This is a genomic window from Burkholderia sp. Bp9090, assembly GCF_003857985.1.
Taxonomy (GTDB): Bacteria; Pseudomonadota; Gammaproteobacteria; order Burkholderiales; family Burkholderiaceae; genus Burkholderia.
In genome coordinates, this window is sequence record NZ_QTPV01000021.1 from 75201 (window position 1) to 101206 (window position 26006).

At 67.7% G+C, this 26006-nt stretch carries 17 protein-coding genes and 1 tRNA gene; 7 read left to right on the plus strand and 11 right to left on the minus strand.

Translation table 11 applies throughout. The features are described 5' to 3' along the window. The first annotated feature begins 232 nt into the window (after positions 1 to 232). The 4 genes from fixL (at position 233) to DIE16_RS20015 (ending at position 6858) form a co-directional block, all read left to right on the plus strand. On the plus strand, positions 233 to 2749 hold the full coding sequence (gene fixL / locus DIE16_RS20000; protein WP_124488317.1) for an oxygen sensor histidine kinase FixL: 2517 nt from the start codon (positions 233 to 235) through the stop codon (positions 2747 to 2749). Then, complete coding sequence (fixJ, locus tag DIE16_RS20005) at positions 2746 to 3384, plus strand: oxygen response regulator transcription factor FixJ (RefSeq protein ID WP_006493245.1); 639 nt, start codon at positions 2746 to 2748, stop codon at positions 3382 to 3384. Before fixL ends, fixJ begins: the two co-directional genes overlap by 4 nt. Before the next feature lie 244 nt (positions 3385 to 3628). Further along, positions 3629 to 4486, plus strand: a complete 858-nt coding sequence (folD, locus tag DIE16_RS20010) for a bifunctional methylenetetrahydrofolate dehydrogenase/methenyltetrahydrofolate cyclohydrolase FolD (protein WP_124893283.1) — start codon at positions 3629 to 3631, stop codon at positions 4484 to 4486. A 284-nt stretch (positions 4487 to 4770) separates the two neighbouring features. Continuing rightward, a complete protein-coding gene (locus tag DIE16_RS20015; RefSeq protein ID WP_124893284.1) occupies positions 4771 to 6858 on the plus strand; it encodes a M3 family metallopeptidase in 2088 nt (695 codons plus the stop codon). 60 nt (positions 6859 to 6918) lie between these two features. Here DIE16_RS20015 and dinB read toward each other — a convergent pair whose 3' ends face one another. Then, positions 6919 to 8328 (minus strand): DNA polymerase IV, encoded by a 1410-nt coding sequence (gene dinB, locus DIE16_RS20020; RefSeq protein WP_124893285.1) that lies wholly within the window; start codon positions 8326 to 8328, stop codon positions 6919 to 6921. A 209-nt stretch (positions 8329 to 8537) separates the two neighbouring features. On the opposite strand from dinB, the gene DIE16_RS20025 reads away from it, so the two are divergent. Then, a complete protein-coding gene (locus DIE16_RS20025) occupies positions 8538 to 9230 on the plus strand; it encodes an aspartate/glutamate racemase family protein (protein ID WP_124893286.1) in 693 nt (230 codons plus the stop codon). A gap of 83 nt (positions 9231 to 9313) precedes the next feature. Here the strand turns inward: DIE16_RS20025 and DIE16_RS20030 are convergent. Beyond that, a tRNA-Met gene (locus tag DIE16_RS20030) sits at positions 9314 to 9390 on the minus strand. A gap of 181 nt (positions 9391 to 9571) precedes the next feature. Here DIE16_RS20030 and xth point away from each other — a divergent pair. Continuing rightward, positions 9572 to 10348, plus strand: coding sequence for an exodeoxyribonuclease III (xth, locus tag DIE16_RS20035; protein ID WP_124522161.1), 777 nt, complete (start codon positions 9572 to 9574; stop codon positions 10346 to 10348). 25 nt (positions 10349 to 10373) lie between these two features. Here the strand turns inward: xth and DIE16_RS20040 are convergent, their stop codons facing one another. The 4 genes from DIE16_RS20040 to glnA form a co-directional block, all read right to left on the minus strand. Continuing rightward, positions 10374 to 12491 (minus strand): prolyl oligopeptidase family protein, encoded by a 2118-nt coding sequence (locus DIE16_RS20040; protein ID WP_124893288.1) that lies wholly within the window; start codon positions 12489 to 12491, stop codon positions 10374 to 10376. Between the two features lie 81 nt (positions 12492 to 12572). Further along, positions 12573 to 14096: a nitrogen regulation protein NR(I) gene (gene ntrC / locus DIE16_RS20045; protein ID WP_124893289.1), complete on the minus strand. Its 1524-nt coding sequence runs from the start codon at positions 14094 to 14096 to the stop codon at positions 12573 to 12575. Between the two features lie 46 nt (positions 14097 to 14142). Next, the gene (gene glnL / locus DIE16_RS20050; RefSeq protein ID WP_044849106.1) at positions 14143 to 15285 is read right to left on the minus strand and encodes a nitrogen regulation protein NR(II); all 1143 of its coding nucleotides are present in this window, start codon (positions 15283 to 15285) and stop codon (positions 14143 to 14145) included. A 161-nt stretch (positions 15286 to 15446) separates the two neighbouring features. Beyond that, entirely contained in the window at positions 15447 to 16862 is a 1416-nt protein-coding gene (glnA, locus tag DIE16_RS20055) for a type I glutamate--ammonia ligase (RefSeq protein WP_044849105.1), read from the minus strand. A 405-nt stretch (positions 16863 to 17267) separates the two neighbouring features. On the opposite strand from glnA, the gene DIE16_RS20060 reads away from it, so the two are divergent. Further along, entirely contained in the window at positions 17268 to 17732 is a 465-nt protein-coding gene (locus tag DIE16_RS20060) for a rhodanese-like domain-containing protein (protein WP_044849104.1), read from the plus strand. A gap of 147 nt (positions 17733 to 17879) precedes the next feature. Here the strand turns inward: DIE16_RS20060 and DIE16_RS20065 are convergent, their stop codons facing one another. From DIE16_RS20065 to hrpA, 5 genes are all read right to left on the minus strand, one after another. Further along, a complete protein-coding gene (locus tag DIE16_RS20065) occupies positions 17880 to 18695 on the minus strand; it encodes a molybdopterin-binding protein (protein WP_124893290.1) in 816 nt (271 codons plus the stop codon). Beyond that, positions 18692 to 19519: an EI24 domain-containing protein gene (locus DIE16_RS20070; RefSeq protein ID WP_044849102.1), complete on the minus strand. Its 828-nt coding sequence runs from the start codon at positions 19517 to 19519 to the stop codon at positions 18692 to 18694. Before DIE16_RS20070 ends, DIE16_RS20065 begins: the two co-directional genes overlap by 4 nt. Positions 19520 to 19630: 111 nt before the next feature. Next, the gene (locus tag DIE16_RS20075) at positions 19631 to 20605 is read right to left on the minus strand and encodes a sterol desaturase family protein (protein ID WP_124488325.1); all 975 of its coding nucleotides are present in this window, start codon (positions 20603 to 20605) and stop codon (positions 19631 to 19633) included. Positions 20606 to 20621: 16 nt separating this feature from the next. Continuing rightward, positions 20622 to 21611 (minus strand): beta-propeller fold lactonase family protein, encoded by a 990-nt coding sequence (locus DIE16_RS20080; protein ID WP_044847670.1) that lies wholly within the window; start codon positions 21609 to 21611, stop codon positions 20622 to 20624. Positions 21612 to 21790: 179 nt separating this feature from the next. After that, positions 21791 to 25996: an ATP-dependent RNA helicase HrpA gene (gene hrpA, locus DIE16_RS20085; protein WP_124893291.1), complete on the minus strand. Its 4206-nt coding sequence runs from the start codon at positions 25994 to 25996 to the stop codon at positions 21791 to 21793. Positions 25997 to 26006: the final 10 nt, after the last annotated feature.

Here is a 26006-nt window from a genome sequence, read left to right on the forward strand (position 1 = left end):
GTGCAGACGACGCGGCGCGGCCTGCGGGCAAGCTCCGACGGATTGTAATGAGCGTCGCCGGCCCCGCGCAACAGAATTTTCGAATTATGAGATCTTTTCTCGTAATGCGGAATATTGCTGCGCTGCACCCTTGCGGCGGGCCTCTCCGGCACGCGCCGCAGGCATAAATCCGTTTCCGTTCAACATATCCGGTATAGGTTTTCCATGTATTGCGCTGCGCTACAATCCTGCCATGTTGACCGATCGGCTTTTCGCACGCTCGGCGCGACCGTCGGGCCCGCCGGCGGAGTCGCAGCCGTCCCGCTGGCACCACGGACCGTGGTGGTCCAATTCCTATTTGCTGACGCCGCTGCTGTCGATCCTCGTGTTCCTCGTGGTGATGAGCCTCATTCTATGGAGCCTCAATCGCCGCGAACAGCAGCAGCAGGAAGACACCCTGTTCCGTAACGTCGCGTGGGCGCAGCAGCAGATCCGCCTGTCGATGACGGGCGCGCAGGAGCAACTGCAGGCGCTGTCGCGCGATCTCGCGTCCGGCCGCCTCGACCAGAACGCATTCCAGATGGCCGTCGCGGACGTGATGCAGACGCATCCGGAAATCCTCTATCTGAACTGGTACACCGCGCCCGGCGTGCAGCGCTGGCCGACCGTGCATCCTCCGCTGCTCGGCCAGCGGCTCGCGAAACCCGGCGACGCGCAGATGCAGGACGCCGTGCGCGGCGCGTACGACGAAGCGCGCAGCACGCGCCGCCAGGCCTATTCGCCGCTGATCTACGACGACTTCGGCAACGGCTTCATCACGCTGCAGACGCCCGTGATGCGCGGCGACCGCGAATATCTCGGCTCGCTCGCCGCGGTGTTCTCGGTCGAAGGGATCCTGAAGCACGACATCCCGCAGGAGCTGTCGTCGAAGTACAAGATCTCGATCACCGACTCGAACAACCGCGAGCTGTCGTCCACGTCGACGCGCCCGCGCCTGCCGCGCGACTCCCACTACGACCTGCCGCTCGACCCGCCCGGCCAGGGGCTGACCGTGCGCGTGTATGCGTTCCCGCAGCTCACGAACCTGACCAACAACACGCTCGTGTGGCTCGTGGCCGGCCTGTCGTGCTTCGTGCTGTGGAGCCTCTGGAGCCTGTGGAAGCACACGCGCCAACGCTTCGAGGCACAGCAGGCGCTGTATGCGGAGGCGTTCTTCCGCCGCGCGATGGAGAATTCGGTGCTGATCGGCATGCGCGTGCTCGACATGCACGGCCGCATCACGCACGTGAACCCCGCGTTCTGCCGTATGACGGGCTGGGACGAAACCGACCTCGTCGGCAAGGTCGCACCGTTCCCCTACTGGCCGCGCGACTCGTATCCCGAAATGCAGCGCCAGCTCGACATGACGCTGCGCGGCAAGGCACCGAGCTCGGGCTTCGAGCTGCGCGTGCGGCGCAAGAACGGCACGCTGTTCCATGCGCGCCTCTACGTTTCGCCGCTGATCGACAGCTCGGGCCGCCAGACCGGCTGGATGTCGTCGATGACCGACATCACCGAGCCGAAGCGCGCGCGCGAGGAACTCGCGGCCGCGCACGAGCGCTTCACGACGGTGCTCGAAAGCCTCGACGCCGCGGTATCGGTGCTGGCCGCCGACGAAGCCGAGCTGCTGTTCGCGAACCGCTACTACCGCCACCTGTTCGGGATCCGCCCGGACGGCCACCTCGAGCTGTCGGGCGGCGGCTTCGACCGCGCGCAGGCGTCATCCGACTCGATCGACATGGTCGATGCGTTCGCGGGCCTGCCGGCCGCCGCGCTGACGAGCAGCACGGCAGACGCGCAGGAGGTGTACGTCGAGAGCATCCAGAAGTGGTTCGAAGTGCGCCGCCAGTACATCCAGTGGGTGGACGGCCACCTCGCGCAGATGCAGATCGCGACCGACATCACGACCCGCAAGAAGGCGCAGGAACTCGCGCACCAGCAGGAAGAGAAGCTGCAGTTCACGAGCCGATTGATGACGATGGGTGAAATGGCGTCGTCGATTGCACACGAATTGAATCAGCCGCTCGCCGCGATCAACAACTATTGCTCGGGCACGCTCGCGCTCGTGAAGAGCGGCCGCGGCACGCCAGAGACGCTGCAGCCCGCGCTGGAAAAGACCGCGCAGCAGGCGCTGCGCGCGGGGATGATCGTCAAGCGGATCCGCGAATTCGTGAAGCGCAGCGAGCCGAAGCGCCAGCCGGCGCGGGTCGCGGACATCGTCGCCGACGCAGTCGGGCTCGCCGAAATCGAGGCCAGGAAACGCAGGATCCGGATCGTCACGGAAATCCTCGCAAGAATGCCTATTATTTATGTCGACCCCGTGCTGATCGAGCAGGTGCTCGTGAACCTGATGAAGAACGCGGCCGAGGCAATGGCCGACGTGAAGCCGGCGTCGGCGGACGGCGTGATCCGCGTCGTCGCCGACATCGATGCGGGTTTCGTCGACATCCGCGTGATCGACCAGGGTCCGGGCGTCGACGAAGCGACCGCCGAACGCCTGTTCGAACCGTTTTACAGCACCAAGTCCGACGGCATGGGCATGGGGCTGAACATCTGCCGTTCGATCATCGAATCGCATCGGGGGCGTCTGTGGGTGGTCAACAATGTCGAACCGGACGGCCGCATTTCCGGCGCGACATTCCACTGCAGCCTGCCCATTGGGGAACCCGCTGATCTCGGCCAAGGGGGGCGCGAGGCATCGGCATCACATACCGTTACGGGAGAACTATGAATAGCCCTGTCACCACCACTCAGGAAACTGTCTTCGTCGTCGACGACGACGAGGCCGTACGGGACTCGCTGCGCTGGCTGCTGGAGGCGAACGGCTATCGCGTGCAATGTTTCTCGAGCGCCGAGCAGTTCCTCGATGCGTACCAGCCGGCGCAGCAGGCCGGCCAGATCGCCTGCCTGATCCTCGACGTGCGGATGTCGGGCATGAGCGGCCTCGAGCTGCAGGAGCGCCTGATCGCCGACAACGCCGCGCTGCCGATCATCTTCGTCACGGGCCACGGTGACGTGCCGATGGCCGTGTCGACGATGAAAAAGGGTGCGATGGACTTTATCGAGAAACCGTTCGACGAGGCCGAGCTGCGCAAGCTCGTCGAGCGGATGCTCGACAAGGCCCGAAGCGAAAGCAAGAGCGTCCAGGAACAGCGCGCCGCGAGCGAGCGCCTGTCGAAGCTGACCGCGCGCGAGCAGCAGGTGCTCGAGCGGATCATCGCCGGCCGCCTGAACAAGCAGATCGCCGACGATCTCGGGATCAGCATCAAGACGGTCGAAGCGCACCGCGCGAACATCATGGAAAAGCTCAACGTCAACACGGTCGCCGATCTGCTGCGCCTCGCGCTGTCGAAGAAGCAGGCCTGAACGTTGCGCGCGGCCGCCGGGCGCCTGCCCGGCCGGCCGCACCGCCGCACCGCCGCGCCGCGCGATGCGGCCCACTCGCGCGGCACGGCACGGCGCCGCCTCCCGGGGCGCCGGCACCGCCGCCATGACGCTTTCCTTGTATTCGCTGTCGGACGACGGCAGGCGACCGGTATAATTCCGTGTTTTGCTGCGGCGTTTCGCGCGCCGTACGCCCGCATTCCAACTTCCCGGCAGGACCACCACCATGACAGCCCTCCTCATCGACGGCAACGCCCTCTCGAAGACCTTGCGCGCGCAGGCCGCCGAACGCGCCGGCGCCCTGACCGCACGCGGCCACCAGCCCGGCCTCGCGGTGATCCTCGTCGGCGCCAACCCGGCGAGCGAAGTCTACGTGCGCAACAAGATCAAGGCGTGCGAGGACAACGGCTTCTTCTCGCTGAAGGATGCGTACCCCGACACGCTGTCGGAAGCCGACCTGCTCGCGCGCATCGACGAACTGAACCGCGACCCGAAGATCCACGGCATCCTGGTCCAGCTGCCGCTGCCCGCGCACATCGACAGCCACAAGGTGATCGAGGCGATCGCGCCGGAGAAGGACGTCGACGGTTTCCACGTCGCGAACGCCGGCGCACTGATGACGGGCAAGCCGCTGTTCCGCCCGTGCACGCCGTACGGCGTGATGAAGATGTTCGAAGCGCACGGCATCCCGCTGCAAGGCGCCAACGCCGTCGTGATCGGCCGCTCGAACATCGTCGGCAAGCCGATGGCGATGCTGCTGCTCGAAGCCGGCGCGACCGTGACGATCTGCCACAGCAAGACGCGCGACCTCGCCGCGCACACGCGCCAGGCCGACGTCGTGGTCGCCGCGGTCGGCAAGCGCAACATCCTGACGGCAGACATGGTCAAGCCCGGTGCGACCGTGATCGACGTCGGCATGAACCGCGACGACGCGGGCAAGCTGTGCGGCGACGTCGACTTCGCCGGCGTGAAGGAAGTCGCCGGCCACATCACGCCGGTGCCGGGCGGCGTCGGCCCGATGACCATCACGATGCTGCTGATCAACACGATCGAAGCCGCCGAGCGCGCCGCCGCGGCCGCCTGAGCGCCTTCGACCCTCTCGCCCGTCCAGCCGGCGCGCATGCGTGCGCCGGCGTCCCGCCGGCCGCCCGCCGCGGCCGCGTCAGCGCCCTGCCACACTGTCGCGCTCCGCTTCATTCCGCCCCTTTCGACCCTTTCCGGCTCCGCGTCGCGCTCCGTCAATCGCCTCGTTAGAAACTAACGATTGGAAAGCGCGCGTTGCGCCCCAATAATGTCGATATCGGGCGCCGCCGCATCGCGCCTCACCCTTTTCACCCCGGTTCATCCGGCAACAGACAGGGAGTCTTAATGTCCGCCAGCGCCAATACCAATCCGCTCCTCGATTTCTCCGGCCTGCCCCGCTTCGGCGAGATTCGTCCGGAACACGTGACGCCCGCGCTCGACACGCTGCTCGATGCCGCCAACCGCGCGGTCGACACGGCGAGCGCACCCGCGACGCCGGCGACCTGGGCCGCGATCGTCGAGACGGTCGAGCAGGCGACGGAGCCGCTCGGGCGCGCATGGGGCGTCGTCGGCCACCTGAACGCGGTCGCCGATACGCCGGAACTGCGCGCCGCGTACGGCGAAAACCTGCCACGCGTGACCGAATTCTGGTCGAGCGTCGGCCAGAACCTCGCGCTGTACGAGAAGTACAAGGCGATCGCCGCGAGCGCCGAATACGCGACGCTGTCCGCCGAGCGCAAGAAGATCCTCGACAACGCCCTGCGCGATTTCCGCCTGTCGGGCGCCGAGCTGCCCGAGGATCAGAAGCCGCGTTTCGCGGAATTGCAGGAGCAGCAGGCCGCGCTGTCGAAGGCATTCTCCGACCACGTGCTCGACGCGACCAACGCGTATGCGTATTTCGCGCAGGACGAGGCCGAGCTGGCCGGCCTGCCGGGCGATGCGATCGAAGCGGCCCGCGAGGCCGCGCAGAAGGAAGGCAAGGAAGGCTGGAAGTTCACGCTGCACTTTCCGTCCTACTTCCCGGTGCTGCAGTACGCCGAGAACCGTGCGATGCGCGAGACGCTGTACCGCGCGTATGCGACGCGCGCGTCTGAACTCGGGCCGCAATACGGCGGCGGCAAGGCCGAGTGGGACAACACGGCGATCGTCGAGGACGAGCTTAAGCTGCGCCGCGAAGAGGCGCAGATGCTCGGCTACCGCAACTTCGCCGAAGTGTCGCTCGCGCCGAAGATGGCCGAATCGCCGCAACAGGTGATCGCGTTCCTCGAGGATCTCGCGACGCGCGCGCGTCCGCACGCGGACAAGGACTGGGACGAACTGCGCGCGTTCGCCGCGAAGGAACTCGGCCTGACCGAGCTCGCCCCGTGGGACGTCGCGTTCGCGGCCGAGCGGCTGCGTCAGCAGCGCTACGCGTTCTCGGAAAACGAGGTCAAGCAGTACTTCCCGGAACCGGCCGTGCTGAAGGGCCTGTTCAACGTCACCGAAACGCTGTTCGGCGTGCGGATCAAGCCGGACGACGCACCGGTGTGGCACAAGGACGTCCGCTTCTTCCGCGTGGAGAACCGCGACGGCTCGCTCGTCGCGCAGTTCTATCTCGACCTGTACGCACGCGAAGGCAAGCGCGGCGGCGCGTGGATGGACGATGCGCGTGCGCGCGCCAAGCGCGGCGACGCCGTGCAGACGCCGGTCGCGTACCTGACCTGCAACTTCTCGGCACCCGTCGGCGGCAAGCCCGCCTGCTTCACGCATGACGAGGTCATCACGCTGTTCCATGAATTCGGCCACGGGCTGCATCACATGCTCACGCGCGTCGACGAGCTCGGCGTGTCGGGCATCAACGGCGTCGAATGGGATGCGGTCGAGCTGCCGTCGCAGTTCATGGAAAACTTCTGCTGGGAATGGGACGTGCTGTCGTCGATGTCGTCGCACGTCGATACGGGCGCCGCGCTGCCGCGCGAGCTGTTCGACAAGATGATCGCCGCGAAGAACTTCCAGAGCGGCCTCGGCACGCTGCGCCAGATCGTGTTCTCGATGTTCGACATGCTGCTGCACGTCGACTTCGACCCGTCCGGCACGACCGGTGTGAATGCGTTCGCACGCGAGATCAACGAGCGCTACCACGTGATCCCGCAGGCCGCGTTCTCGCGCTGGCCGAACACGTTCAGCCACATCTTCGCGGGCGGCTATGCGGCCGGCTACTACAGCTACAAGTGGGCCGAGGTGCTGTCGGCCGACGCGTACGCGGCGTTCGAGGAAGCGGCCGCCGCCAGCGGCAGCGTGCTCGACGCGGCGACCGGCACGCGCTATCGCCGCGAAATCCTCGAAGTCGGCGGCAGCCGGCCGGCGATGGATTCGTTCAAGGCGTTCCGCGGCCGCGAGCCGGAAATCGACGCGCTGCTGCGTCACAACGGGATGGCCTCGCCCGCGCACTGAGCGCGCGCTGTCCGGCTTGTCCGGCTGCGTCGAAAGGCACCGCTGCGGCGGTGCCTTTTTTCATGGCGCGGAGGTTTTGTCGTTGGCGGCGTTCGCCTCGTTCGCCTCGTTCGCCTCGTTCGCCTCGTTCGCCTCGTTCGCCTCGTTCGCCTCGTTCGCCTCGTTCGCCTCGTTCGGGTCGTTCGGCTCGTTCGGGTCGTTCGGGTCGTTCGGGTCGTTCGGGTCGATTGCGTCGGTTTCCGCGTTGGCGTTGGCGTTGGCAGCGGCAGCGGCAGCGGCAGCGGCAGCGGCAGCGCCGTCAGTATCAGCCCCCTCGTCCGCTTCGTCATCGAACAGCGAAAACTGCCCGTGACGCTCGGCCGTGTCCTCGTCGATGCGCACGCCGACGCCGAGCAGCCGCACGGCCTGCGCGCGCCGTTGCAGCCCCTTCGCGAGCAGCGTGACGGCCGTCTGCGCGTTCGTCGCGTCGGCCACGCACTCGACCGTCGTACGCTGGAAATCGGCGAAGCGGATCTTCACGTACAGCTTGCGGATCGTGCGGGCCGCGCCCGCGCGCGCGATGCGCGCGTCGAGCTGCACGACGAGGCGGCGGATCTCGTCCGCGCATTGCTCGAGCGTCGTCAGGTCGGTCACGTAGGTCGTCTCGACGCTGACCGACTTGCGCTCCTGGTCGGCCCGCACCGGCCGCTCGTCGATGCCGCGCGCCAGCTGGTACAGCCGCCGGCCGAACGCACCGAACTCGCGATGCAGGTCGATCAGCGACCAGCCGCGCAACTGCGCGCAGGTCTGGATGCCCAGCCGGTCGAGCCGCGCGGCCGTCACCTGGCCGACGCCGTGCAGCTTGCGCACCGGCAGCGCCGCGACGAACGCATCGACCTCGTGCGGCCGCACGACGAACAGACCGTCGGGCTTGTTCCAGTCGGACGCGATCTTCGCGATGAACTTGTTCGGCGCGACACCGGCCGACACCGTCACGCCGACCGTGTCGTACACGCGCTGGCGAATCTCCCGCGCAATCAGCGTGGCGCTGCCCTGGCACAGCTGCGAACCGCTGACGTCGAGGTACGCCTCGTCGAGCGACAGCGGCTCGACGTCGTGCGTGTAGTCGCGATAGATCGCCATGATCTGCCGCGACGCCGCACGGTATTTGTCCATCGCGGACGGCAGGATCAGCAGGTCCGGACACTTGCGCATCGCGAGCGCCGACGACATCGCGGAATGCACGCCGTAGCGTCGCGCCTCGTAGTTGCAGGTCGCGATCACGCCGCGCTGGTCGGGCCGGCCGCCGACGGCGAGCGGCCGGTTGCGCAGCGACGGGTCGTCGCGCATCTCGACCGACGCGTAAAAGCAGTCGCAGTCGCAGTGGATGATCTTGCGCACGCGCGACGGCGCGTCGCCGGGCGGCGACCCGCGCGGATCGGCAGGCGGGATGATGGTCGGATTCACGGTGCCGATACTGTACAAAAACACAGTGCCCGTTTCAACTGTCGCGTGCTACCGCGTTCGGCCGACGGCCGACGCCCGGCGCAGCCGGAACGCCTCGGATCGCCTCCACCCGCTCGCCGGCCACCCCCGACCGGCAATGCCGTACCGGTCCGCTTCGCGCGGATCGTACCGCCGCGCGCCCGGGCCGCCCCCTATACTCGTCTGCCACGACATACGAAACGCACAGGTGACGGATGAAAACGATCGGACTCATCGGCGGAATGAGCTGGGAATCGTCGGCCGAGTACTACCGGATGATCAATCGCCATTCGAAGGCGCTGCACGGCGGCCATCACAACGCGAAGAGCGTGCTGGTCACGGTGGATTTCGCGGAGATCGAAGCGCTGCAGCGCGCGCAGGACTGGGCCGCGCTCGGCGAACGGATGGCCGATGCCGCGCGTCGGCTCGAAGCGGCCGGCGCCGATCTCGTCGTGCTGACGACCAACACGATGCACCGCGTGCACGGCGCGATCGAGGCTGCCGTATCGCTGCCGTTCCTGCACATCGCCGATCCGACCGGCGCCGCGCTGCGCGCCGCCGGCGTCGAGCGCGTCGCGCTGCTCGGCACGCGCTACACGATGGAGCTGCCGTTCTATGCGGAGCGCCTGCGCGACAAGTTCGGCCTCGACGTGCTGGTGCCGGACGAATCCGCACGCAACGACGTGCACCGGATCATCTACGACGAGCTGTGTCACGGCGTGATCGATGCCGGGTCGCGTGCGACCTACGTGTCGATCATCGGGGAACTGGCGAAACGCGGCGCACAGGCTGTGATACTCGGCTGTACGGAAATCACGCTGCTGATCGGCGCGGACGACGCGCCGCTGCCGGTATTCGATACGACCGCGCTGCATGCGAAGGCGGCGGTTGAATGGGCGGCGGGCTGAAAAACAAAAAACCCGGCACGGGGCCGGGTTCCTGTCGACGAAGCGCGCATCGGTCACTTGCGCTGCACATCGCCTGGTGTGCTTGGTTGCGGGGGTAGGATTTGAACCTACGACCTTCGGGTTATGAGCCCGACGAGCTGCCAGACTGCTCCACCCCGCGTCAGAGAAATAAATTATAGGGTGATGAAGCACTCACGTCAATACTTTTGTCACAAATTCTTCGCAGGCCGTCGATATCGACACGCACGGCACCGGCTTCGCATCGTGTGTCGCGCGCGTTCGCGCCCCGTGCTCGCGGTAAGATGGCGGCCTTCGCATTCACCCCGCACGCATTCCCGTTCATGAAAATCGCCACCTGGAACGTCAACTCGCTCAACGTCCGCAAGCAGCACGTGCTCGACTGGCTCGCGCAAAGCGGAGCCGACGTGCTGTGCCTGCAGGAACTGAAGCTGCCGGACGAGAAATATCCGCGCGCCGATCTCGAAGCGATCGGCTACCGCAGCTGGTTCGCGGGCCAGAAGACCTACAACGGCGTCGCGATCCTCGCGCGCGACACGCTCGCCGTCGACGAATCGGACGTCGTGCGCAACATCCCCGGCTTCGACGACGCACAGCAGCGCGTGATCGCCGTGACGGTCGAAGGCGTGCGCATCGTGTCCGCATATTTCCCGAACGGCCAGGCACCCGACTCCGACAAGTTCGTCTACAAGATGCAGTGGCTCGACGCGCTGCAGGCGTGGCTGGGCACCGAGATGCAGCGCTACCCGAAGCTCGCGCTGCTCGGCGACTACAACATCGCGCCGGAAGATCGCGACGTGCACGACCCGGCGAAATGGGAAGGCCAGAACCTCGTGTCACCGCAGGAGCGCGCGCATTTCGCGAAACTGATCGAACTCGGCTTCGTCGATGCGTTCCGCCGCTTCGAGCAGCCCGAGAAGACCTTCACGTGGTGGGACTACCGGATGTTCGCGTTCCGCCGCAACGCGGGGCTGCGCATCGACCACATCCTGCTGTCGCCGGCGCTCGCCGAAACCTGCACGTCGTGCGAGGTCGATCGCGTGCCGCGCACGTGGGAACAGCCGTCCGACCACACGCCCGTGATCGCGGTCGTCAGCTGAACGCCCTGCCCGCTCGCGCCTGCGCTCAACCGCGCGCGGGCGCGGGCCCGAGATGCGCCCACAGGAAGCCGAATTCCGCCGCATCGGATTCGGCACGCTCAAGATCGTCGGCGCTGCCGTGGCCGCCGTCGGTGTTCTCCCAGTACCACACCCGTTCGTGTCCGAGCGCATGCATGCGCGCGGCCATCTTGCGCGCATGCGCGGGATGCACGCGATCGTCGCGGGTCGACGTCGTCAGCAGCAGCGGCGGATACGCAACGCCTTCGCGCACGCGGTGATACGGCGAGTAGGCGGCGAGCGCCGCGCCCTCGCGCGCATCGTCCGGATCGCCGTACTCGTCGAGCCATGCGGCGCCCGCGTGCAGCTTCGGATAGCGGCGCATGTCGAGCAACGGCACGCGGCACAGCACCGCGCCGAACAGTTCCGGGCGCTGCACCATGCATGCGCCGACCAGCAGCCCGCCGTTGCTGCCGCCCTCGATGCCGAGTTGCGCAGCCGTCGTCACGCCGGTGCGGATCAGGTCCTCGGCCACCGCGATGAAGTCGTCGAACGAGCGCTGCCGATGCTCGCGTTGCGCGTCGACGTGCCAGCCCGGTCCGAATTCGCCGCCGCCGCGGATGTGCGCGAACGCCGCGACGCCGCCGCGTTCGAGCCATGCGATGCCGAGTGCATCGCTGTAGCCCGGCAGGTTCGGAATCGCGAAGCCGCCATAGCCTGACAGCAGGCACGGCCGCGCGACGCGAGCGCTGCCGTCGGGATGCGCCAGGCCATCGAGCGCATCACGCGGCCCGATCAGCGTGTACGGCACGACCGTGCCGTCGCGCGAGCGGGCATTCGCGCGACGCACGACGAGCCCGGCCGCATCGAATCGCACCGGCGGCCGGTCGAGCAGCACGCGACGCGACGGCGCATCGGCCGCGCGGTCGGCCAGATCGGCGAGCCAGCATTCGGGCGGATCGAGATAGGTGTCGACGTCCACGTACACGTCGTCGTTCAGCGTCGACTCGACCGGCTCGACGTCGATCTGCGCGTCGCCCGGCCATTCGAACGGCCGCGCGTGCCACGTCCACGCGCCGTCCTCACCCTGGCGCGGCTGCCACAGCATCGTGCGGTTGTGCACGTCGTCGAGCCAGCTCGCGATCAGCATCGTGCGCGTGTGCGTCCACGTGCAGGCGGACGTCGTCGGTCGCGGCTCGAACAGCGTCGTGAGTTCGCGCGACCCGGCGAGGAACGCCTGCTCGCGGATCGCGAGCAGCGAGCCGCCCGCGTGACGCACGCCGCCGCAGTCCCAGTCGAGCCGCGGCTCCAGCATCAGCCAGCCTTCCCAGAAACCGACCTCGACGTGCGTCGGCACGTCGTAGCGCGCCCACTCGCCCGCGTCGGTCAGCCGGTATGCATGCACGTCGAAGAAATCGACGCTGCGCCACGCGACGTGGCGGCCGTCGATCGGATCGAACCCGGCGCCCGCGCTGATGTCGTCGGGTTCGCCGCGGAACACCACCGGCGCATCGGCGAGCGGCGTGCCGCGTACCCAGCGGCGCGCTTCGTACGGATAGCCGGCGGCGGTCGCATGCGCCTCGCCGCGATCCCAGCTCACGTAGACGGTATCGCGGTCGATCCAGCCTATCGTGTGATTCCCGGGCACGTCGATCGTGAAGCCGCCGTCGACGAAACGGCGCTGCACGAGGTCGAATTCGCGCACGACGACCGCGTCGGCGCCGCCCGGCGACAACGACAGCAGCGCGCGGTCGCCGTCCGGGTACAGGATCGCGTCCTGCTCGAACACCCACGACTCGCCCTCTTGCGCGCCGAGCGCGTCGACGTCGAGCAGCGTTTCCCACTCGGGCCGGCCCGCGCGCCAGTCGTCCCAGCGCGCGCGGCGCCACAGTCCCTTCGGATGGAGATCGTCCTGCCACAGGTCGTACGCCCAGTCGCGCCAGCGGGTCGGAATCACCGGGCGTTCGCGCGGCAGATACGCCTGCGCGAGCCGCGCGGTCAGCGCGCGATACGCGTCGTCGTCGCGCAGCGCGACCCGTGTGCGCGCGTTCTGCTCGTCGACCCACGCACGGGCACGCTTGCTGTCGAGCGCTTCGAGAAAACGGAAGGGATCGGCCCCGGCGGGCCAGCGGAAGGAATCGGACATGACGGGAGCGCACGTGACGGCAAACCGCGATTATGTCCGATCGCGGCATGCGCGACGCACGCGCATGCCGCGACAGAGGCTTTACGGCTCCAGATGCAGTTCCTGGATCTTGCGCGTGATCGTGTTGCGGCCGATGCCGAGCCTCTCCGCCGCCTCGACCTTGCGGCCGCGCGTGAAATCGAGCGCCTCGCGGATCACGGCCGCCTCGAAGCGGCGCGCGAGCTCGTCCATCACGTCGGCCGAATTCTCGCGCAATAGCCGCGCGACTTCCGTGCGCAGCCCGCTTTCCCACATCGGATAGCCGGCCGGCGCGCCATTCGGCGCGGCCGCGACGGGGGCTGCCGTCAACGACGCTCCCGCCGCCGGCTGCACGCGCGCGATGTCGCCACCGCCCACGCCGGTGCCGGCGTGCGCATCCGCGCCGTCGGCCGTCGCCGTCACCGGCGCGCCTGCCGGCACGAGGTCGGGCGGCAGGTCCTTGATCTCGACCGTCTGCGCGGGCGCCATCACGGTCAGCCAGTTCGCGAGATTCTCGAGCTGACGCACGTTGCCCGGAAACGTGAGCGACGTCAGATACGCGAGCGCTTCGTCGGACACGCGCTTCGGCTCGACGCCGAGATCGCGCGCGCTCTTCTGCAGGAAGTGGCGCGTGAGCAGCGCGATGTCCTCGCTGCGTTCGCGCAGCGGCGGCAGCCGCAGCCGGATCACGTTGAGCCGGTGGTAAAGGTCCTCGCGGAACAGCCCCTGCCGCACGCGCGACTCGAGATTCTGGTGCGTCGCGGCGATCACGCGCACGTTCGCGCGCAGCGGGTTGTGGCCGCCGACCCGATAGAACTGGCCGTCCGACAGCACGCGCAACAGGCGCGTCTGCAGGTCGAACGGCATGTCGCCGATTTCGTCGAGGAACAGCGTGCCGTTCTCGGCCTGCTCGAAGCGGCCCTGGCGCGTCGTCTGCGCGCCGGTGAACGCGCCGCGCTCGTGGCCGAACAGTTCGGATTCGAGCAGGTCCTTCGGAATCGCCGCGGTATTCAGCGCGATGAACGGCCCGTTGGCCCGCGGGCTGTGACGGTGCAGCGCCCGCGCGACGAGCTCCTTGCCGGTGCCCGACTCGCCGGTGATCAGCACGGTCGCGGCCGAGTGCGACAGGCGGCCGATCGCGCGGAACATGTCCTGCATCGCGGGCGCCTGGCCGAGCATCTCGGGCGCTTCGGCCACACGCTCGTCCTGCGGCGCGCCGCCGCGCAAGCTCTCCTCGACCGCGCGGCGAATCAGCTCGACCGCCTTGTCGACGTCGAACGGCTTCGCGAGATATTCGAACGCGCCGCCCTGAAACGCCGCGACGGCGCTGTCGAGATCGGAGAACGCCGTCATGATGATGACGGGCAGGCCCGGCAGGCGCTCGTGCATCGCCTGCAACAGCTCGAGGCCGGAGCCGCCCGGCATCCGGATGTCGGACACGAGCACCTGCGGCGTCTCGTGGTCGAGCGCGGCCAGCGCGTCGCGCACGTTCGCGAAGCTCTTCGTCGCGAAGCTGTCCCGGGCGAGTGCCTTTTCGAGCACCCAGCGGATCGATTGATCGTCGTCTACTATCCAGATCGGCTTCATAGGTCGGTCAGGTATGGGTGAATCCGGTGAATCGCCATGCCGCCGCTCAATGATCGAGCGGCAGCAGGATCTGAAATTCGGTACGACCGGGCCGGCTCTCGACCTCGATCATCCCGTCGTGCTGCTGCACGAACGTCTGCGCGAGCGTGAGGCCGAGGCCGCTGCCGTCGTCGCGCCCGGACACGAGCGGGTAGAAGATCCGGTCGCGGATCTCCTCCGGAATGCCGGGCCCGTTGTCGACCACGTGCAAGTCCAGTGCCAGCCTGTACAGGCGCTTCGCGATCGTCACCTTGCGTGCGATACGCGTGCGCAGCTCGATCTTCGCGTCGCCCTGCGCGATCCGCTCGCGCAGCGCCTGCGCCGCGTTGCGCACGATGTTCAGCAGCGCCTGGATCAGCTGCTCCTTGTCGCCGCGCAAGTCCGGCACGCTCACGTCGTAGTCGCGCTCGATGGTGAGCCCGCGCGGAAATTCCGCGAGCATCACCGCGCGCACGCGTTCGCATACTTCATGAATGTTCACGTCGCCGACGATGTGCGGATGCCGATGCGGCTCCAGCAACCGGTCGACGAGCGTCTGCAGGCGGTCGGACTCCTTGATGATCACCTGCGTGTATTCGCGCAACTCGCCGCGCTCGCGCCCGCTCAGTTCGAATTCGAGCAGCTGGGCTGCGCCGCGAATGCCGCCGAGCGGGTTCTTGATCTCGTGCGCGAGGTTGCGGATCAGTTGCTTGTTGACCGCGGTCAGGTCGTGGATGCGCTCCTCGCGATCGGTGCGCGACTGCCGTTCGTTCTCGAACAGCTCGACGAGCACGAAATCGGGCACGGTCTCGAGGAAGCCGACGATCGCATGCACGTGCAGCGGCTCGCGGCCGGGCCGGTCGAGCACGGTATCGAGATGCGTCGCGTGAAAGCGCTCCTGGCCGATCGCGGTGATCGTCGACGCGAGTTCGTTCGCATTCGGGAAAATCTCGCCCCACGGCCGCTGCGCGAGCTGCCGGCGCGAGATGTCGAGCATCGCCTCCGCGGACGGGTTCGCGAACGCGACCCGCAGCGTCTTGCGGTCGAGCACGATCACGGCCGTCGGCAGCGCTTCCAGCCCCGCAAGCAGGCCCGAGCGCGCGAGCCGCTCGTCTTCCGTCAGTCGCTCGGGCTGCCCCGTCTTCGCCTTGATGAGATTCTTCAGAGCCATCGTGCGTGTCGTCGCGCGTTACCGGGTCGGAAATTGGAAATTTTCGGAACAAAAAAGGGACGGCTGGACGCCGTCCCCCTTCAGACTCCGCGGTTCCCGCCGCAGGCCACGCGACGGGAACGAACCGGCATGACGGCGCTGAATCGAAGCGCCATCGCCGATTACAGCGAGTAGTACATCTCGAACTCGATCGGATGCGTCGTCATGCGGAACTTCGCCAGCTCCTGCTCCTTCAGCGCGAGGTACGCATCGATCATGCCGTCGGTGAACACGCCACCGCGCGTCAGGAACTCGCGATCCTTGTCGAGCGCTTCCAGTGCCTGGTCGAGGCCTGCGCAGACGGTCGGGATCTTTGCGTCCTCTTCCGGCGGCAGGTCGTACAGGTTCTTGTCCGCGGCTTCGCCCGGATGGATCTTGTTCTGGATCCCGTCGAGGCCGGCCATCATCAGCGCCGTGAAGCACAGGTACGGGTTCGCCATCGGATCCGGGAAGCGCGTTTCGATACGGCGACCCTTCGGGTTCGACACGTGCGGAATGCGGATCGATGCCGAACGGTTGCGCGCCGAGTACGCGAGCTTGACCGGTGCTTCGAAGTGCGGGACCAGACGCTTGTACGAGTTCGTCGTCGGGTTCGTGATCGCGTTCAGCGCACGGGCGTGCTTGATGATGCCGCCGATGTAGAACAGCGCCAGTTCCGACAGGCCCGCGTAGCCGTTACCCGCGAACAGGTTCTGGCCGTCCTTCCAGATCGACTGGTGAACGTGCATGCCCGAACCGTTGTCGCCGACGACCGGCTTCGGCATGAACGTCGCCGTCTTGCCGTACGAGTGCGCGACGTTGTGGATGATGTACTTCGACCATTGCGTCCAGTCGGCGCGCTGCACCAGCGTCGAGAACTTCGTGCCGATTTCGTTCTGGCCCTGGCCCGCCACTTCGTGGTGGTGCACTTCGACCGGGATGCCGAGCTGTTCGAGCAGCAGACACATTTCCGAACGCATGTCCTGGAACGTGTCGACCGGCGCGACCGGGAAGTAGCCGCCCTTCGTGCCCGGACGGTGGCCCGTGTTGCCGCCTTCGAATTCCTTGGCCGACGACCACGGTGCTTCTTCCGAGTTGATCTTCACGAAGCAGCCCGACATGTCCGTGTTCCACTGGACCGAGTCGAAAATGAAGAATTCCGGTTCCGGACCGAAGTAGGCGGTGTCGCCGATGCCCGTGCTCTTCAGGTACGCTTCGCCGCGCTTCGCGAGCGAACGCGGGTCGCGCTCGTAGCCCTTGCCGTCGGCCGGCTCGACCACGTCGCAGGTCAGCACGAGGGTCGACTCTTCATAGAACGGGTCGACGAATGCGGCGCTCGGATCCGGCATGAGCAGCATGTCCGACGCCTCGATGCCCTTCCAGCCGGCGATCGACGAGCCGTCGAATGCATGGCCGCTTTCGAACTTGTCTTCGTCAAACGCCGAAACCGGCACCGACACGTGCTGTTCCTTGCCGCGCGTATCCGTGAAGCGGAAATCGACAAACTTGACGTCCTCGTCCTTCACGAGCTGCATGACGTCGGCGACGGTTTTACTCATAACCTCTTCTCCTGATTGAACAATTCCGGCGGACTGGGAACCGCCTCGTTTATCGAGCTGCCCGGAGTCTGGCTTTGGCGCAGCGTGCCCCGGGTCGACCGAATTCTATATAGCAGCTTCCGTGCCAACCATCGCAAAACCGGCGCGAATCACGCCGACCCGCGCCGTAGCGGGGCCCGGCTGCGCGATTCCGGGGCCGGGCGCCGCACCGGCGGCGGCGCCTGCGCACCGCAACGGTGCAATCCCGGGGAGGCGACGGCGTCGACGAATCTTTTTGGTGCATTCGTGCCATTCTGCACTCTTTTGGTGAGCGCGTGGGCGGTGCATGCGCCGCCGGGCACGCGGACATCCGCGCGGCGGCGCCGCGCTAGAATGTTCGTTTGACCGATACGGAGACCTCCTGCCATGAGTACGCTCGACCAGCTTTACGCGAAGGCCGAAGAACGCCGCGCCCAAGGCGCGCTCAACTATGCCGGCGCCCTGCTGCCGGCCGAGGCATTCGAACTGCTGCAGCTCGACCCGTCGGCACGCCTCGTCGACGTGCGCACCCGCGCCGAGCTCGACTGGATCGGCCGCCCGCTCGTCGGCGACGGCCAGTACCTGCACCTCGAATGGACGCGCTATCCGGGCGGCGTGCCGAACGCCGAATTCATCGATCAACTGAAAGCGGCCCTCCCGGCCGATACGCCGATCCTGTTCCTGTGCCGCAGCGCCGCGCGTTCGAAGCTCGCCGCGGTCGCGTCGACGCAGGCCGGCTTCACGAAGGCCTTCGACCTGCTCGAAGGCTTCGAGGGCGGCAAGGATGCCGAAGGCCACCGCAAGACGGTCGACGGCTGGTGCTTCCGGAAACTGCCGTGGATCGGCGCCTGACGGCGCATCCGCCCAGGCACGCCCGACTGCCACATCGTCGAGCCGGGCGATGACATCCCGATGACGGGCCGCGTTGCGCGGCCCGTGGTTTTTGCGGGGCCGTTCAACGGCCCGCATGCGCGATCGACGCGCGCGGCCTTCAGGCCTTCAGGCGCGCGGCGTCTCCGGTTCGACCACGTCGCCGCCGAGCAGGTGCACGCCTTCGCGCAGCTTCACGAACGCGGCCGCGACCGCCTCCGGCTCGCCCTTCACGCCGAGGTCGATATGCCGGCGCGCATAGATCCCGCCGCGCTCGGCATCGCCGACGCTCGGCAGGCTGAACACGCGCACGCTCGGGAAATCGCGCTCGATCTTCTCCATCAGCGGCGTGAGCGTCGACTCCGGCAGTTCGAACACGTACAGCGAGCGCTCCGCGTGCGGCGTCGCATGATGGAGATGCCGGTACTTCGTGTCGAGCACCCATTCGATCATCGGCCACGCCATCACCGGGAAGCCCGGCACGAAATGGAGATCGCCGACCGAGAAACCGGGAATCCGGTTATAGCCGTTCGGGATGATCGTCGCGCCCGCCGGGAACACGCCCATGTTGAAGCGATGCTGGTTTTCCGGCGATTCGAAGTCGACCGGCGTGGCCGCATCGGTGTGCGTCTCGCGAATGCGCGCCGAGATCAGCGCCTTCGCTTCCGGATGCAGCACGAGCGGCACGCCGAGCGCGGCGGCCGCGCACTGGCGCGTGTGGTCGTCCGGCGTCGCGCCGATCCCGCCCGTGGAGAACACGATGTCGCCCGACGCGATCGCGCGCGCGAGCGTCGCGGTGATCCGCGCCGGATCGTCGCCGACGTATTCGGCCCAGTCGAGCGCGAGGCCGCGCGCGCCGAGCAGTTCGATGACCTTCGCCAGATGCTTGTCCTGCCGGCGGCCCGAAAGGATTTCGTCGCCGATGATGATGATGCCGATGCTCATGCCTGCCCCATGTCGATTGCGGTGGCGCGCGAACTCGCACGCAGGTCGTCCAGCGCGCGCAGGCAATAGTGCCCGAACCACAGCGCCGAGAAGACGAGGATGAAAGCGTAAACCCAGATCATGGCCGCCGCCACGAACGGAAACAGCACCATCATCCAGACCGACGACACCCACACGAAGGTCGGCACGGTGCCGAGCAGCCCGGTCGCGACGCCGATGCCGATCAGCGGCCAGCGATGCTGGCGCACGAGCGCGCGGCGTTCGTCGCGGCTCGCGTGCTGCGCGAGCGCGTCGTAGGTCATCACGCGGTACGTGAGCCAGCCCCAGATCACCGGCGGCAACAACGCGAAGAACGGCGGGATCAGCCACAGCGGAATCGTGACGACGAGCAGCACGACGCCCACGATCGCCGCGCCGAGCGAATTGAACACGCTGCCGAAGAACGTGCCGCCCCGCTTCGCCTCCAGCGCGGCGAACTGCCGGTTCGACAGATGCCTGATCACGACCGGCATCGAGATCGTCGCGATCAGCAGCAGCACGGTCAGCACGATCAGCGGAATCGCGAGCGACACGACGACGAACGGCGCGACGACCGCATGCAGCTGCGACATCCCGAGCGCGTCAAACGCGCGGTACAGCGCCGCGGTCAGCACGAAGCCGTCGAGCGCGCCGCGCGCGGCGTCGATCAGCGTCTGCCACGAGAACCACAGCACGACGCCCCACAGCAGCGCGGAGACGACGAACGGCATCAGGGTGAGCCACAGCATGCGCGGGTGCAGCGCGCTGGCGAACGCCCGGACGAAGGAGCGCAGCAAGTCGTTCATGCGAACCTGTATCGACGATGAAAAACGGGAAAAGGATAAACCACACGGCCCGCAGGCGCCAAAGCGCATGCGGGCCGTGCGGGAAAGCCGTTCAACGGGAAAGTGACGCGCTCAGGCCGACGCCGCGCCGCGCTTCGCGGGAAAGAGGCGCCGGAAGATCCGCACGAACGCGAGGCCGTGCTGCGCCCAGAAGCCTTCGCCGTAGGACACGCCTTCGACCTGCTCGCGGATGCCAGTCGGCTCGACTGTGCGGTTCCACGACGCGGTGCCGAACATCATGTCCCACCACGGGAACAGCACGCCGAAGTTGCAGCCGTACTTGGTGCCTTCGTGGCCGTAGCCGACCGCGTGGTGGCGCCGGTGGAAGGTCGGGCTCACGAGCAGCCGCTCGCCGAGCCAGCCGAACGACAGCCGCGCATTCGTATGCTGGATGCTCTGCACGAAGTTCGTGACCGCGGTCAGCACGACGAACTGCGACGGCGTCACGCCGATCACGAGCGCGATCGCCGCGAAGAAACACGATTGCAGCACGTTGTCGAGCAGGTGGTTGCGGTCGTCGCACCACAACGACATCTGCCGCTGGCTGTGATGCACCGCGTGCAGCTCCCACCAGATGCCGAACTTGTGCTGCCAGCGGTGATACCAGTAGCCGGCGAAGTCGAGCACGACGAGGTAGATCGCGAACGCGACGATCGGCCGCGAGGTCACGCCCGGCCACAGATAATCGAGGTTGACGTTCGCAACGCCGTGCAGGCGCAGCCACGCCTGGAGGCGGTCGAACACCGGCTGCAGCGCGAAGAAGAAGAACAGCGTGTAGATGCCGAGCTTCGAGATCGCGGTATAGATCACGTCGACCCGCACCGCGCGGCGGTTCTTCCAGCGCTCGACGGGCGCGAGCGCCTCGAGCGGGCGCAGCAGCGCGAACATCAGCACCATCTGGAGCGCGCCGATGATCACCCAGTACAGCGCGTCGTAGGTGTCCTCGTCATAGTCCATCAGGTTGAACTTGAAGAGGAGCGGCTGCACGACGTCGACGTACAGCCAGGTCTGGATGTCCGACACGAACGCATCGATCAGGTGCAGCATCGTCCGCCTCCGCCCGTCACGCGCCGTTCGCAGCCTTCCACGGCGCGCGGTCGTAGAAGTAGATGCCGTGCGGCGAACGGCCGACGGAGATCGTCTGCACCAGCTTGCGCGAGGCCAGGTCGATGATCCCGACCTTCTTCGCGAAGCGGAACGTCACCCACAGCGTCTTCTTGTCGGCGGACAGCTCCATGTCGTCCGGGCCCGGCAGCAGGCCGGTGATGTCGCCGACCTTGGTGAGCGTGTTCTCGTCGATGATGCTGATCGTGTTCGCGACCCGGTTCGTGATCGCGACGTGCGTGCCGTCCGCGAGCGAGCGGAAGTTGTGCGCGCCCTTGCCGGTCTGGATGGTCTTCACGACCTTCTGATTGCGCCAGTCGACGACCGCGACGTAATCGGCGCCCGTCATGCCGACCAGCAGGTACTTGTCGTCCGGCGTCATCCACAGGCCCGCCGGCACGTTGCCGACCGGCATCTTCCACTTGACCGTCTGCGTCGCGAGGTCGACCGCCGCGATCTCGCCGGACACCTGCAGCGACACGAGCACGGTCTTGCTGTCCTTCGTGAACGCGATGTGACTCGGCATCACCGCGAGCGGCAAGCGCTTCACGAGATGCAGGTCGCGGCCGTCGTAGCTGTAGATGTCGAGCCGGTCGAGGCGCAACCCGGTCGACACGAACCACTTGTTGTCGGGCGAGAAGCCGAGCTGGTACGGATCCTCGATGCCTTCGACCGTGCGCTGCAGCTTGCCCGTCTTCGGATCGACGAACATCAGGCTGTTCGAGACCGAATTCGCGACGATCAGCGACGAATTGTCCGGCGTCGCCATCAGGTGGTGCGGCTCCTTGCCGGTCGGCATCGTGCCGACGACCTGGCGGGTCTGCTGGTCGATCAGGGAAAGCGTCGCTTCGGCCGAATTGAGGATGATCACGTTATTCGCGTGCGCGGCAGGCGCCAGCACGGCGGCGGCCAGCGCAAGCGTGCGGCCGAAGGAAAGGAAAGTGCGCATGAAGACTCACGTCGTGGAACAGCAGTGATTGTAAAACGCTCGACCGGCCCTGCCGGTTGACGGAAGTCGGCCCTGCGCCACTTCGACGCACGCCGCGGCCGCCGTGCGGCCTGCCGCGGCAGGCGCCGCGCGGCCGGCCGGGCCAGCCGCCGGTGCGGGCCCGGACAACCGCCGTTACGCTAGCGCTGCATCGACTCCCAGACCTTGTGCAGACGCTTGACAGAGACAGGCATCGGCGTGCGCAGTTCCTGCGCGAACAGCGAAATTCGCAGTTCCTCCAGCAGCCAGCGGAATTCCGCGAGCCGCGGGTCGGCGACGCCGCCGCGCTGCGACACCGCGCGCTGGTACTGCTGGACGAGCGGCAGCAGCTCGCCGGACTGCTTCGCGTCGCGCGCCGGGTCGGCCTTCAGCTTGTCGATCCGCAGCGCGATGCCTTTCAGGTAGCGCGGGAAGTGTGCAAGCTGCACGTAAGGCGTGTCGATCACGAAGCGCTTGCCGACCAGCGCGGCGAGCTGCTGCTGCAGATCCGCGTGGGCCTGCGCGAACGGCTTGGCCTGCGCGAGCTTCTTCGCGAGCCCCGCGTATTCGGCGAGGATCTGCCCGACGAGCCGCGCGATCTCCTGCGCGAGCAGGTTCAGGCGGCTGCGGCCTTCGTCGCGACGCGCGTGGAAGCTCGCGTCGTCGTCGGGCAGCGGATCCTGCAGGCACGCGCGGTCGAGCGCCGTGTCGATCAGCTGGTCGCGCAGCTCGTCCTGCGTGCCGAGCGACATGTACTGCATCGCCATCTCGCGCAGCCCCGGCAGGTTCTTCTCGAGGAACTTGATCGGCTCCTTCAGCTGCAGCGCGAACAGCCGCCGCAAGCCGGCCCGGTGGATCCGCGCGGCCTCCTCCGGCGAGTCGAACACCTCGACGTCGCAATGCGTGCCGCGATCGACGAGCGCCGGATAGCCGTACAGCGTCTGGCCGCGCCGGCGGATCTCCAGCAGCTCGGGGAGCTTGCCGAAGTTCCACGTCGTCAGGTTCTCGTACAGCGCGGTCGCGCCGGCTTCCGCCGGGGCGGCCGTGTGCGGTGCGACGCCCTTGCCCGGCTTGCCGCCCTTCGCCGCCGAAGCCGCGGAACCTGCCGTGGCGGCCGGCGCCGGCGTGGCACCTGCGTCGTCCGCGCCGGCTTCGCCGCCGGGAGCGATCGTCGACGCCGCCGCGATCTTCTGGAACTGCTGCTGCGCCTGCGCGCCGAGTTCCTGGCGCAGTTGCGCGAGATTGCGCCCCATCGCGAGCTGGCGGCCGTGCTCGTCGATCACCTTGAAGTTCATGAACAGGTGAGCGGGCAGCGTCTCGAGCTTGAAGTCGGCCGTCTTCATCGCGACCTGCGTCTCGCCGCGCACGTCGGCGATCAGCGCCTCGACGAGCCCGCCCGCGCCGAAGCGCTCGCGGCCCGTGCGCTCGACGAAGCCGGCTGCGTACTCGGGCAGCGGCACGCAATGCCGGCGCAGCTTCTGCGGCAGCGACTTCAGCAGCAGTTGCACCTTTTCCTTCAGCATCCCCGGCACGAGCCATTCGCAGCGGCGCGCGTCGACCTGGTTCAGCGCGTACAGCGGCACCGCGAGCGTCACGCCGTCGCGCGGCGTGCCGGGCTCGAAGTGGTAGGTCAGCGCCATCTCGACGCCGGCCATCGTCGCGCGCTTCGGAAACAGCTCGGTCGTGACGCCAGCCGCCTCGTGGCGCATCAGGTCGTCGCGCGACAGGTACAGCAGGCGCTGCTTGTCCTCCGCCTGGCCGCCCTTCTTCACTTCATCCCGATACCAGCGCTCGAACGCGACGCCCGTGTGAATTCCTTCCGGAATCGCCTGGTCGTAGTACGCGTAGATCAGCTCGTCGTCGACCAGCACGTCCTGCCGGCGCGACTTGTGCTCGAGCTGCTCGATGTCGGCGAGCAGCTTGCGGTTGTGCGCGAAGAACGGCAGCTTCGTGTCGAATTCACCTTCGACCAGCGCGCCGCGGATGAACAGCTCGCGCGCCCGCGCCGGGTCCTGCTTGCCGAACGCGACGCGCCGGCGGTGGTAGATCGGCAGCCCGTACAGCGTCGCGCGCTCGAACGCGCTGACCTGCGCGGGACGCTTTTCCCAATGCGGCTCCGACAGCGATTTCTTCAGCAGGTGCGCGCCGATCTTCTCGACCCACTCCGGCTCGATCTTCGCGAGGCAGCGCGCGTACAGCCGGCTCGTCTCGACGAGTTCGGCCGCCATCACCCAGCGGCCGGCCTTCTTCGCGAGCGCGGAGCCCGGCCACAGGTAGAACTTGATCCCGCGCGCGCCGAGGTAGTGCGGATCGTCGTCGGCCTTCATGCCGAGGTTGCCGAGCAGGCCCGTCAACAGGGCCAGATGCACCTGCTCGTAGGTCGCCTCGACCTCGTTGAGGCGCCAGCCGTGTTCGCGCACGACCGTCAGCAGCTGCGAATGGACGTCGCGCCATTCGCGCAGCCGCAGGTGCGACAGGAAATTCTGCCGGCACGCGTCGATCAGCTGGCGGTTCGACTTCTTGTGCGCGACGGCCTCTTCGAACCACGCCCAGATCTTCAGCCACTGCAGGAATTCGGAGCGCTCGTCGGCGAACCGGCGGTGCGCCTGGTCGGCCTGCTCCTGCGCTTCGATCGGCCGGTCGCGCGGGTCCTGCACGGACAGCGCGCTCGCGATGATCAGCACCTCGCGCAGCGACTGCTGGTCGCGCGCGGCGAGAATCATCCGGCCGACGCGCGGATCGAGCGGCAGCCGCGCGAGTTCGCGGCCCAGCGGCGTCAGTGCGTTGTCGTCGTCGACCGCGCCGAGTTCGTTGAGCAGCTGGTAGCCATCCGCGATCGCGCGGCCGGGCGGCGGCTCGAGGAACGGGAACGATTCGATCGCAGTCAGGTGCAGCGATTTCATCCGCAGGATCACCGACGCGAGCGACGAGCGCAGGATTTCCGGATCGGTGAAGCGCGCGCGCGCCTGGTAGTCGCTTTCCTCGTACAAGCGGATGCAGACGCCGTCGGCCACCCGGCCGCAGCGGCCCGCGCGCTGGTTCGCGGCGGCCTGCGAGATCGACTCGACCTGCAGCTGCTCGACCTTGTTCCGGTACGAATAGCGCTTCACGCGCGCGAGGCCGGTGTCCACGACGTAGCGGATGCCCGGCACCGTCAGCGAGGTTTCGGCCACGTTGGTCGCGAGCACGATGCGGCGCGCGTTCGACGCCTTGAACACCTTGTCCTGGTCGGCCGCCGACAGCCGCGCGAACAGCGGCAGGATCTCGGTGTGCGGCGGATGGTGCTTGCGCAGCGCCTCGGCCGCCTCGCGGATCTCGCGCTCGCCGGGCAGGAACACCAGCACGTCGCCGGGGCCTTCGCGGCACAGTTCGTCGACCGCGTCGACGATCGCGTCCATCAGGTCGCGCTCGGCCTCGCGCGCGGTCTTCACGCGGTCGCGGCCGCCCGTGCCTTCGGCGTTTTTCACCGCCGGGCGATCCTCGGCCACCGGGCGATAGCGCATCTCGACCGGATACAACCGCCCGCTCACCTCGATCACGGGTGCCGGGCGCTCGTCGGTGCCGAAATGGCGCGCGAAGCGATCGGCGTCGATCGTCGCGGATGTGACGATCAGCTTCAGGTCGGGCCGCCGCGGCAGGATCTCCTTCAGGTAGCCGAGCAGGAAGTCGATGTTCAGGCTGCGCTCGTGCGCCTCGTCGATGATCAGCGTGTCGTACGCCTTCAGCAGCGGATCGGTCTGCGTCTCGGCGAGCAGGATACCGTCCGTCATCAGCTTGACGGACGCGCCCGGCGCGAGATTGTCGGTGAAGCGCACCTTGTAGCCGACCACCTCGCCGAACGGCGTGCCGAGTTCCTCGGCGATCCGGCGGCCGGTCGACGATGCGGCCAGGCGCCGCGGCTGCGTATGGCCGATCAGGCCCGTGCCGCCGGCGCCGAGGCCGCGGCCGAGATCGAGACAGATCTTCGGCAGCTGCGTGGTCTTGCCCGAACCCGTCTCGCCGCAGACGATGACAACCTGATGACCGGCGATCGCGCGCGCGATTTCGTCGCGCTTGCCCGACACCGGCAGGCTTTCGGGGTAAGTGATCGGCGGAACGGGATTCGGCGCGACGGTGGCGCGCGGCGGACGCTCGCGGCGCGGAGCGCGCTCGCCGGCGGCCTGCGGTGCGCCCTTCGCGGACGGCTGGCGCGCATCGCCACGCCGTTCGTCGCCGCGCGGCGCGTGGGCCGGCTTGCCCGCCGGCTTTTCCTGCTGCTGGCGCGGCTGCTGGCCCTGCTGCTGACGCGCGTCGGCCGCACCATCCGGGTGCTTCGCCGACGGCGCTTTGGCCCGCGTCGGCGCGGGACTTTTAGGTACATTCGACATGGGGGCGCAT